Annotated in this window: 8 protein-coding genes and 1 pseudogene; 2 read left to right on the top strand and 7 right to left on the bottom strand. The window is 31.4% G+C overall.

The window, feature by feature from the left end; all coding sequences use genetic code 11:
* Nucleotides 1-859: 859 nt before the first annotated feature.
* A pseudogene (locus tag J2Z38_RS10795) lies at nt 860-1,031 on the top strand (plasmid mobilization relaxosome protein MobC); the annotation flags it as partial.
* A gap of 172 nt (nt 1,032-1,203) precedes the next feature.
* On the opposite strand, the gene J2Z38_RS10315 reads toward J2Z38_RS10795, so the two are convergent.
* From J2Z38_RS10315 to J2Z38_RS10285, 7 genes are all read right to left on the bottom strand, one after another.
* Entirely contained in the window at nt 1,204-2,583 is a 1,380-nt protein-coding gene (locus J2Z38_RS10315) for a sensor histidine kinase (RefSeq protein ID WP_209775207.1), read from the bottom strand.
* The gene (locus J2Z38_RS10310; RefSeq protein ID WP_209775205.1) at nt 2,574-3,233 is read right to left on the bottom strand and encodes a response regulator transcription factor; all 660 of its coding nucleotides are present in this window, start codon (nt 3,231-3,233) and stop codon (nt 2,574-2,576) included. The genes J2Z38_RS10315 and J2Z38_RS10310 overlap by 10 nt, the downstream gene beginning before the upstream one ends.
* 49 nt (nt 3,234-3,282) lie before the next feature.
* Complete coding sequence (locus tag J2Z38_RS10305) at nt 3,283-4,095, bottom strand: NisI/SpaI family lantibiotic immunity lipoprotein (RefSeq protein WP_209775203.1); 813 nt, start codon at nt 4,093-4,095, stop codon at nt 3,283-3,285.
* Nucleotides 4,096-4,110: 15 nt separating this feature from the next.
* On the bottom strand, nt 4,111-4,851 hold the full coding sequence (locus J2Z38_RS10300; protein WP_209775202.1) for a lantibiotic immunity ABC transporter MutG family permease subunit: 741 nt from the start codon (nt 4,849-4,851) through the stop codon (nt 4,111-4,113).
* Nucleotides 4,851-5,591 carry a lantibiotic immunity ABC transporter MutE/EpiE family permease subunit gene (locus J2Z38_RS10295; RefSeq protein WP_209775200.1) on the bottom strand — a complete coding sequence of 247 codons (741 nt, stop codon included), beginning with the start codon at nt 5,589-5,591 and terminating at the stop codon, nt 4,851-4,853. Before J2Z38_RS10295 ends, J2Z38_RS10300 begins: the two co-directional genes overlap by 1 nt.
* A 3-nt stretch (nt 5,592-5,594) precedes the next feature.
* Entirely contained in the window at nt 5,595-6,296 is a 702-nt protein-coding gene (locus J2Z38_RS10290; RefSeq protein WP_209775198.1) for a lantibiotic protection ABC transporter ATP-binding protein, read from the bottom strand.
* Between the two features lie 515 nt (nt 6,297-6,811).
* Nucleotides 6,812-7,846 (bottom strand): YeiH family protein, encoded by a 1,035-nt coding sequence (locus J2Z38_RS10285; RefSeq protein WP_209775197.1) that lies wholly within the window; start codon nt 7,844-7,846, stop codon nt 6,812-6,814.
* A 105-nt stretch (nt 7,847-7,951) separates the two neighbouring features.
* On the opposite strand from J2Z38_RS10285, the gene J2Z38_RS10280 reads away from it, so the two are divergent.
* Nucleotides 7,952-8,827, top strand: coding sequence for a LysR family transcriptional regulator (locus J2Z38_RS10280; protein WP_209775195.1), 876 nt, complete (start codon nt 7,952-7,954; stop codon nt 8,825-8,827).
* Nucleotides 8,828-9,742: the final 915 nt, after the last annotated feature.

Below are 9,742 nucleotides of genomic sequence, written 5' to 3'. Positions count from 1 at the left end.
AGAAATTTATTTGCTAGTTAAAAATCGGGGATAGAAATTTCTATCCCGATAAAGAATGTAGTTGATTTTTAATTACCAACACGATTTGACAAAGAGCCAAAAAACTGACCTCTTTAAGTTGGTTTTTAAGTCAAGCTTTTGGGGGTCATTTCACTGCACCGGTGGTTTTTATTATTAGCTAGATGTATTTTGGCGTTTATATAGAATCTTTATAAATATTATTAGTTTTTGTCCGGTACTGGGATTGGGACGGGACTAAAATTTGAAAATGTCCTATAATTAGGTGGATTTGGGGATACTCTAAAAAATAAAATATAGTATTTTGAATGGTTTGGGATATATCGTACGTTTGGAAAAGAAGAATGGGAGTAATTTGTGGTAAAAATGGCGAACTAGACTCGTTTCAAAAAGCCCTCGTTGCGGCGTACTAAGGTACGCCTCACTGCGGGCTTTTTTGTACTTCGTCTATTTCATCCATTTTTCCTCACAAATTATCTTGAATTTAGGGTGACCGATGTATATGCATCGGTTATTTTCGAGACCACTCAGCCACTGCACCAGGCCTACCAGCTATTTCTGATGAAATAGGGTTAGGACTTCGCGTGGTGGGTCTTCCCATAGCCAGACGGGCTAGCACAAGACTAAGCGAAGAAACTGAAAGTTTCTGAGAGGACATTAGTAAAATCTTGTAAAATCAACGGTTACAGAAGATTAAAAACTGTAACTTGGATTAAAATGGGAACATTTATAAAAAAGAATAAATTTAATAATAGTTCCAAGTGGTTTACATTTGGACAAAAAATAAGACCGTAGTTTCAAGCTGCGGTCTTTTTGCCTACATATTATGAGGATTAATTTATTTAGACATCTCCAACGGTTACTTTCAAATGCAACAAATAACATAAACCAGATTGCAAAAGCTACTAATACAAGTGGTGTTATTTACAAGAAATATATTGATTATATTAGAGAAAAAATAGAAAAATTATAAAAAAATATGGGATATATATTCCCTGATTCTTAATAAATAAAAAGAAAGTTCTGGTGATTAGTATTGCAATTACAAAGATACATCCAATAAAATCAACTCTAAATTTGGCAATAGATTACATTATTAAGAACGAAAAAACTGATGAAAGTGCTTTTAAAAAGATATGCAAACACCACACACATAAAATTCATAAATGCAAGAAAAAAATGCCCCTATTCTTGAGTTTTCTTTACTGGCAATAGTATGCTGACTTTAGCACCACATTCATCAGTTCTATTTTCTAAAATAAGACTTCCTCCATGCATCTTAATAATTTGTTCTGCAACAAATAAGCCTATACCATAGTTTTCTTTTGAATGCCTACTTTTGTCTCCTTGATAGAATTGATCTGTTGCATATAATAGGTCTTCACCTGTAAATCCATGTCCTTGATCAAGTATTGATATTTGAAGCTTATCATTCTTGGAACTTATAAGTAGCTTAATGGTTGAGTTTTTAGGACTGTTTTCTTCTGCATTACTAAGAATATTTAGAAAGGCTCGTTCAAAATTTTTTAAATCTACTATTAAAAAATCATTCTTATAGCTAATATCTTCTAAAAGATTTAACTTATAAGTTGATGTGAATTCTGTAGCTAGTTTTTCAATATTTTCTATAAATTTTTCTGTCCTAATTTCAAGAAATTTTAATTCATTTGCTTGCTTAGATTTATTAACAAGCATTAAAGTTTCGATATATTTATCAATACGACTTGTGTTTTTTCTAATATAATTTAGATATGTTTGCTGTTCTTCTGTTAGGTTTGTTTCTCCTAATAATTCTGAGTTTCCCTTTATAATTGAAACTGGAGTTTTTATATCATGGCTTAATGCTGAAATCTGATTTCTTTTTTTCTCTTCCTCTCTCCAATTTGTACTTAAAGATTCACTTAACCCTAACTTTATTTTTTCTAAACTTTCTAATATGGTATTAAATTCTTGAATATTAGACTTTTTAACTTGGAAATCTAAGTTTTGTTTCCTGATTTCTTCTGAAGCATCTAGTAATGGATTTAATTCTTTTGATATTTTCTTTGCCCAAATTAATGTGATAGTAATAATACTAATAAGACAAAATATTATAATTAAGCTTAGAAATAAATTATTTACTTGTGGTAGATTTTTTTGCATCCAAGGACTTTTATAATAGGGCTTTAGGTCATAAGCTACAAGTACATATCCATCTAATCTTTGTATTTCCATAAAGGATAAGTTGGCATTAGAATTACCAGATCCCTTATGATAGTTAAAAGCTACATCTTGGATATTCTTATTCATATTTGTTTCTATAACTTTATCGTCTTTTGATAGAAATAGATAAGATGTATTGTCTGGAAGTAATGATTTTTCGAAATTTTTTAAAGTGGCAATATCTGTTCTTTTTTCAAGAATTAAATTCTCAGTATAGTTTGCAGGAAATATCCACTTAAATTGGTAAGAAGCAGATATAAAACCTATTATTAATCCAACTGAGATTACTAGTCCCAGTGCAATACTTAACAAATATTTAAAAAGTATATTTTTAAGAGATTGACCTTTTGATTTTAATTCCATTTATATCCGATCCCCCATACTGTTTCAATTGGATTTTTCCCATATTTTTGAAACTTTGCCCTAATATTTTTTATATGTTCTGATATTGCAGATGCATCTCCTATACCATCAAATCCAAAGACAAGCTCGTATATTTGATCCCTTGAAAATACTTGTCCTTTTCTTTTTGCTAGTAATTCTGAAATTTGATACTCAGATTTTGTCAAATAAACTTTTTTCTCCGCTACAAACACTTCATTGGAAGATAAATCAAATCGAATTTCACCAAGATTTAAACTGGTGTGTCGTTCTCTTTTTTCTCGTCTTAAATGGGCTTCGATACGAGCTACTAGTTCTGCTGCACCAAAAGGTTTTGTGATGTAATCATCTCCACCAATTAATAATCCCTCGACGATATCTTCTTCCATAGTTTTTGCTGTTAAAAAAAGAATAGGGCAGTCTACTTTATTGCGAATTTCTTTGCAAAAACCAATTCCATCAACATCTGGCATCATCACATCAAGTAAAATCAAATCATATTTACTAAGTTTACTATTATCAATATCTTTAGGGTTTTGATATACATCGACCTTATGGTTGTTCTTTTTTAAAATGTTTTTTATTAGATCAAGCATATCTAACTCGTCATCAACTGCAAGAATTAAAGACATCCTATCACCTCCTCATTTTTTAATAAGATACTACTTTATCATTCAGATATTACTCGGATTTTGCTTTTAGATATTGGTCATTTACTTTTACTGCAAATCCATCACTAATATCTATTCCGGAAATTTTGTAAACATCTAAATAAAACCGTGTTTCACGTTTAGACTTATTTTCACCTAGCCAGTCAATTTTACCTAAGTCTTCTTTTATAATTATATTTTTAGTATCTCTATCAAATACAACATCTTTGGCAATAATACCTATAAAATCTTCCAAATCATCTTCTGAGACAACCTGATCAGTCACTTGATAGGTTGCTCCATCATAAAATAACTGAGTAACATTTTTGTGGTTTATTTGAAATTCTGAATTTTGTTCTCTCGAATGTTCCTTAAAATTAAAAATCTTTGTCTCATTATTTATATTATTTGTAGGAACTGCTTTGTAATTGCTACCATTTATTTCTACGATTAATGTGTCTTTAGCTTTATCGTTTGTATATACATCAAAGAATTGAAGGAGATGAATATCATTATTTAGATCTTTTGCAAAGCTGTCCAGACTATTTATGCCTAAATTGGTGGCATCAACTTGTTTAATTATTTTACCTTTATCATCAACTGCAACTAGTTTTCTAATAACTCCAATCCATTTATTTACATCTTCATTTGAAGAATCTTCATCAAGAATGGTGTAGGACTTATTTTTATAATAAAATTGTCTTACATCTTCATCGTTCAAAATACAAGATTCTTTATCAGTAGAATATTGATCCATTTTATATCTAAGATTTCTGCAATAAGAAAGACAGAAACAAGAAACAAAGATTATCGCAATGACTAATAATTTATGTTTATTTTTCATAAAAATACCTCTATTCTATTCGCTAATAGATTTTCCATCCCATTTATTAAACCAAACTAATGAGGAAATAAATAGGATTAAGATAATAAACAAAGCTACAAAACTCCACAGTCTCAACTCTTTGTGAAAATAAGACCAATCCGAAACCTTACTCATAGTAATATACATAGCTGGAAGTCTAGAAGCCCAGGTACAAGGTAAAAAATACCAAATACTATCACCAATGACAGTTAATGAAAGTAAATTAACCATTGTTTCTAGAAAACCCAATCCAATAGATGCACCGCTACTTAAAATGATTGATACCCAAAGATGAATCATGTATAGAGAAAAGCTGCTAATAACAATTAAGAAAAATTCAATAACCCAATCTAAGATATTTTGATATCCCGACAATATTGCAAAAATTATAATCGCTAAAGTCAGAGAAATAACAAATCCCAATTCTAATACAATAAGTTTTCCTATATAAGCCTTAGTTCTGGATTTTGTAGTAGATAAAAGCATTTGAAATTTTCCAGCACTTATTTCCATATCAACAACTTTTGAAGTTATAAAACTTAATATTATTGGGATTAATGCTCCTAAAAGTATAAAATAAGTTTGTATTATATCGCTTTCTTCAAAATTTTTTAATCCAGTAGTTTTTGATGACACATAAAATAATGAAGAATAGGCTATAGGTAAAACTATGTGAATCCAAGGAAGCCAGGTGTGCTTGATTTTATATATTTCGGATTTTATAATGTTTATCATTATTTCACCTCTTGATTTGAAAACCAATTTGCACTTATTATTGTAAGTAATGTAAATAGACATACAGATAAAATACAAGGAATATATAATGATGTGCTTGATATTATTGGATTTGATACTTCCGTCAAAACACCACTTGGTAAAATATGCATAACAGGAATCATTAATCTAATTCCCCAAGAATATGGGCAATAAATCCAAAAAGCACCGTCAGACAACAAGATTCCTAATCCTAACCCTAATACTGCATTAATTATAATACTTGTAATAAATCCAAATTTTTTTGCCAAGAAAAAGCATAATGGGATTTGCCAAATATTGGCTATAATTAGTAAGGAACTAGCAAATAGTAATGTTGAAAATCCATAGTTAGGTGTTAATTGCCCTCCAATTAAAAATTGAAAAATATACACTCCTAGCATATGAATTATAGCAGCAATACTCATATAAATAAATGCTGTAATTATTTTTGAAACCCATAACTTTTTGAGATTAATATTTAGAGGGAAAACTGCTCTGTAGTTTAATTTTCTACTTTCTTTTCTATGCATCATTGCTGGTATTAAGGCAAAAGTTGCCGGCATTATTATTACATACCACCAGTTATAGGAATTGGTAGTAAAGTAGCTTGGCATAAGAAATAAGGATAATAAGATTAAAGATATTGGCATAAGAACTACTAACTTCTTCAAGAAAGTGCCCTTATGTTTTAAATTTTCCGCAAGAATATAAGATATCATTTTTTACACTCCCATTTCACTTTTTATAACATTCATAAAAAGTTCTTCTAAATTGTCATCATTATTAATAATGTTTTGATATTGCAATTTTCCATTATTAATAATCCCAATATGATCAGCAGTTTGTTCAACTTCTGCTAAAATATGACTAGACAAAATTACAGTTATTCCTTTATTTGGGAAGCTTCTCATTAAATCACGCAATTCTTGAATTCCAAGTGGATCAAGTCCGTTTGTTGGCTCATCTAAAATCAAAAGCTTAGGATTATTTAATAAGGCAATTGCGATACCTAGCCTTTGTTTCATGCCTAAAGAAAACTGACCACTTTTCTTTTTACCAGTATCTTTTAAACTTACTATTTCCAGAACTTCATCAATCCTAGAATCGGGTAATCCTAGTAGGAGTGTCCTAACTTTTAAATTTTCCCTAGCTGATAAGTTCTCATACAAGGCAGGCATTTCTATCAACGCACCAACATCTGATAAATCGTCACGACTCCACTGGTGACCTTCAAAAAAGATTTCTCCAGATGTTTTATGAATCATTCCAGTAATCATCTTCAATGTAGTCGATTTACCAGCCCCATTAGGTCCTAGCAATCCATATATGGAATTTTCTTTTATTTTTAAAGAAATACTATCCACTGCTTTTTGTTTACCAAAAGTTTTAGTAAGATTTTTTGTTTCTAATATCAATTTGTCCATATAAATGAACCTCCTCTTCATTTTATAAACTTAGTATAAAATACAAATTTAAGGATTCCATAAGGAAGATAATATTCTTTAAAATTTAATAGATTATTTTTGCCTTTATTGTCCGGTACTGGGACTGGGACGGGACTAAAAATCTGAAAACGTCCTATAATTAGGTGGATGTAGTGTTATTAGAAAAAATAAAATATAGTATTTTGAATGGTTTGGGATATATCGGACGTTTGGAAAAGAAGAATGGGAATAGTCCCAACATCTATGGGTGACCGATGCATTTGCATCGGTCATTTTCGAGACGAAGCAAAGCTGAGTCCGAAAAACTAAGCGAGAGGTTAAAGGCCTCGAGAGGATAGTGGTATGAAAAACTGTAACTGGGATTAAAATGGGAACATTTGCAAAAAAAATAAATTGAATAATTCTTCCAAGTTGTTTACATTTGGACAAAAAATTAGACCGTAGTTTTCAAACTGCGGTCTTTTTGTAATTAGAATACCCTAGATGATTTATTTTTATAAGATGCCTAGAACTTTTTCTAGTATTAGGGTTATGGATGTGATTGATATAAAGCACACTCCTCCTAAGGCTAGTGGTTTAGCTCCTGATTTTAATAGTTTTACTATATCACTGTTAAAGCCTATAGCTGACATTGCCATTACTATGAAAAATTTGGATAAGTCCTTAAAGGGCTTGAAAAATCCTATATCTACTCCCTTGGCTAGGGCTATAGTTGTAATCAAACTTGCAAGGATGAAGTAGATTATAAAGAATGGAAAGATTTGTATTATGGATATTTTTTTATTAGCTTCTTGTTCGGCATTTCTCATTCTTATGAAGGCTAGTCCTAAGCATATAGGAATTATAGCTAGGGTTCTAGTCAATTTTACTGTTACAGCCTTATCAAGTGTCTGGCTACCAAGATTAAATATTGTATCCCATGTTGATGCACAGGCTGTAACTGATGATGTATCATTGACAGCAGAGCCTGCAAATATACCAAATGCATTACCGTCGGTAGTAGAAAATCCAATCATACGACCTAGGCTTGGAAATAGGATAGCAGCTAAGATATTAAAAAAGAATATAACAGATATGGCTTGGGCTATCTCATCTTCATCTGCATCTATAACTGGAGCGGCTGCTGCAATTGCAGAACCTCCACAAATTGATGATCCAACACCAACAAGTGTTGCAATATTTCCTTTTATAAGTCCGGCCTTGTAGGCTAGGTAAGCAATTATCAATGATGTTGATATGGTAGATAGGATGATAGGGAGTGATTGTCTACCAGTTTTTAAAACAATTCCAAGATCAAGTCCAAATCCTAGTAGGATTACAGCATATTGAAGGATTTTCTTTGATGTAAATCTCACACCACTCATATAAGATTTTTTGTCTTTTATAATTTGATTTAGGGCCATACCAATTAGAATACCGAAGACTGCTGGTCCTACGAGAGGGATTTTCTTGCCGATTATTTGGGATATTATTGCAATTACAAGGCAGAGAATAATCCCTTTTATATTTTTTTCTATAGATTTTATCATATATTCTCCTTTCACTTTCTTTATTATATAATAAATTACCATAATGTAAAATTATAATTATTTACTATATTATAAAAATTTGTTATGATATATATGGAGGATATCATGTTAGATTTTAGGATAGAAAGTTTTTTGGAAGTATGTAAATATATGAATTTTACAAGGGCTGCAGAAAGCCTTAATATAACTCAACCAGCTATATCTACTCATATTAAGTATCTAGAAAACTATTACAATTGTAAACTTTTTTATAGAAGCAAGAGGAGTCTGTGCCTAACAGACCAGGGCAAGATTCTAAAATCTGCTTTACTTTCTATGTCAAATGATCAAGATAGGTTGAAGATTATATTAGCTAATAATAAAACTAAGAGTGAGAAAATTTCTTTGGGTTTTACTAGATCAGTCGGAGAATATTTAATAATGGATAAGCTTATAGCCTTAATTAAAGAAAAGTCTTCCTGTGATTTCCACATCTATTATGAGAATACGGACGAGATTTTAAGTGATATCGATAGCGGTAGGATAGATTTTGCTATCATAGAGGGATTTATAAAATCTAGTGATTATTTTATTAAAAAATATAAAAGCGACAGGATTGTATGCCTCTGCCACAAAGATCACAAGTTTAAAAAACAAGTAAAAAAGTTAACAGACTTGTTAGATGAAAGAATTATTATAAGAGAAGACGGGTCTGGTACCTTGGCTATATTAAAAAATTTTCTAAGTATGGATAATATTGATATAAAAGATTTTGCAAATATCATAGAAATAAATAATATGCGTTCCATAGTAGAAATGCTCAAGGCAGATTGTGGTATAAGTTTTATATTTGAATCCTGTGTCAAAAAAGAACTAGAGGAGGGTGTGCTTAGGGTTATAAAGCTAGAAGATTTTAATCTAGTTCATGATTTATCCATTGTCGCCAGGAAAAATTCAATATTTCTTGATTTGTATTTGCAAATAGCAGAAGCTTTTTATTAGAAAAAAATTGGGTATTGGGATAAGAAGGGTTTAGAAAAATATAGTTTAATAAAGGCAAATGAACAGTATCTAAATAATAAATATCAATAATCATAAGTAAGCGCTTACTTTACTTAGTAGGTGCTTTTTCTATACCCAAATGTAAAGAGTTTCAGGGTTTAGATAAATAGTTTAATTGTATCATAGACGGTTGAAAACTAGACATAGATTGAGGCGTTGGGACTGGGACGGGTAAATTAATCCAGAAACAAGCTTAAATGGAACGAATTTTCCAGTATGAGATAAACTAAAAACCTGCGCTTTGAACACTTTTGAATGTAGTGAACAGCATAAAAAGAAGAATGGGAGTAAAAACATCGCAAGCGATGTTTTTACGTCAGATCCATATTTAGAGCACGAAGTGCGAAGATAAATGGATTACTGCCCTTCTACAGGGAAGAAAAGCCGACGCGACGAATAGGAGCGTTGGATTTTCTGATTCGCTAATGGGAGTAGTCCCACCATCTATGGGTGACCGATGCATTTGCATCGGTCATTTTCGAGACGAAGCACAGCTGAGTCCGAAAAACTAAGCGAGAGGCCAAAGGCCTCGAGAGGATAGTATAGTTTGTAAAATGAGTAAAAGTAAGGTGCGAAAGAGCATCGGTCATTTTCGAGACGAAGCAAAGCTGAGTCCGAAAAACTAAGCGAGAGGCCAAAGGCCTCAAGAGGATATTATAGTTTGTAAAATGAGTAAAAGTAAGGTGTGCAAGAGCATCGGTCATTTTCGAGACGAAGCAAAGCTGAGTCCGAAAAACTAAGCGAGAGGCCAAAGGCCTCGAGAGGATATTATAGTTTGTAAAATGAGTAAAAGTAAGGTGTGCAAGAGCATCGGTCATTTTCGAGACGAAGCAAAGCTGAGTCCGAAAAACTAAG

It is taken from the genome of Anaerococcus degeneri, from assembly GCF_017874475.1.
GTDB lineage: Bacteria > Bacillota > Clostridia > Tissierellales > Peptoniphilaceae > Anaerococcus > Anaerococcus degeneri.
Note: the sequence above shows the minus strand (reverse complement) of the source record. Positions and strands in the feature narration are given on the sequence as shown.

Bases quoted from the DNA above. Each gene is read 5' to 3' on its own strand.
- J2Z38_RS10315 (WP_209775207.1), bottom strand. From the start codon at position 2,583: ATGGAATTAAAATCAAAAGGTCAATCTCTTAAAAATATACTTTTTAAA.
- J2Z38_RS10310 (WP_209775205.1), bottom strand. From the start codon at position 3,233: ATGTCTTTAATTCTTGCAGTTGATGACGAGTTAGATATGCTTGATCTA.
- J2Z38_RS10305 (WP_209775203.1), bottom strand. From the start codon at position 4,095: ATGAAAAATAAACATAAATTATTAGTCATTGCGATAATCTTTGTTTCT.
- J2Z38_RS10300 (WP_209775202.1), bottom strand. From the start codon at position 4,851: ATGATAAACATTATAAAATCCGAAATATATAAAATCAAGCACACCTGG.
- J2Z38_RS10295 (WP_209775200.1), bottom strand. From the start codon at position 5,591: ATGATATCTTATATTCTTGCGGAAAATTTAAAACATAAGGGCACTTTC.
- J2Z38_RS10290 (WP_209775198.1), bottom strand. From the start codon at position 6,296: ATGGACAAATTGATATTAGAAACAAAAAATCTTACTAAAACTTTTGGT.
- J2Z38_RS10285 (WP_209775197.1), bottom strand. From the start codon at position 7,846: ATGATAAAATCTATAGAAAAAAATATAAAAGGGATTATTCTCTGCCTT.
- J2Z38_RS10280 (WP_209775195.1), top strand. From the start codon at position 7,952: ATGTTAGATTTTAGGATAGAAAGTTTTTTGGAAGTATGTAAATATATG.